The sequence below is a fragment of the Brevundimonas denitrificans genome, assembly GCF_030160755.1.
Classification (GTDB): Bacteria; Pseudomonadota; Alphaproteobacteria; order Caulobacterales; family Caulobacteraceae; genus Brevundimonas; species Brevundimonas denitrificans.
On sequence record NZ_BSOY01000190.1, the window covers coordinates 1 to 676 of the forward strand.

At 60.5% G+C, this 676-nt stretch carries 1 protein-coding gene; it reads left to right on the forward strand.

What is annotated here, in order from left to right:
• Nucleotides 1–209: 209 nt before the first annotated feature.
• On the forward strand, nt 210–676 hold a 467-nt coding region (locus tag QQJ79_RS15695), incomplete at its 3' end, for a M17 family peptidase N-terminal domain-containing protein (RefSeq protein WP_284223861.1).

Sequence of the window (676 nt, forward strand, 5' to 3'; positions counted from 1 at the left end):
AGCGAGAAATCCCGGTCAATTGTTAACCTGAACAATGGCCATGAAGGCGCCGTCGCGGGGCGCCGGACCCGGGCCGGGGCTTCAGGTCGGCGCCGCTTTGCGCGGGATGGGTGTGCGTTGGCGGTTGACTTGGGGCGGGGGTCGGGACTAAGTCTAGTAACCAAGTAAAAGGAAATGATAAATCCAACCCACTTTCACAGGTGCTTCAGATGAAATTCGCGTTCTCCGAAATCTCCATTCCCAAGCGTGGCTCTCTTGCGGTTCCGGTTCTGGCCGATACTGTCTTTCCGGCAATCACCGACGAGGTGGACAGCGCCACGGGCGGCGTCCTCAAGCGGGCGATCGAAAACAGCCGCTTCAAGGGAAAGGCCGGGGAGGTTCTGGAAATTCTGGCGCCGAACGGGCTGGAAGTTTCCCGCGTTGTCCTGTTCGGTCTTGGCGATGTCAAGGAGATCACCCAGACCAGCATCGAGGATCTTGGCGGAACGCTGGTGGGCAAGCTGAACAGCGCCGGTGCCCGCAGCGTAACGGTTATTCTGGACGGGTTGGAGGCTTCCGGCCTGAAGGAAAGCGACCTTGCCGCACGGGTGGCCTTCGGGGCCATGCTGGGCAACTACCGGTTCACCAAGTACAAGACCGAGGATGAGGATAACGGCGCGCCGACCCTGACCCGCAT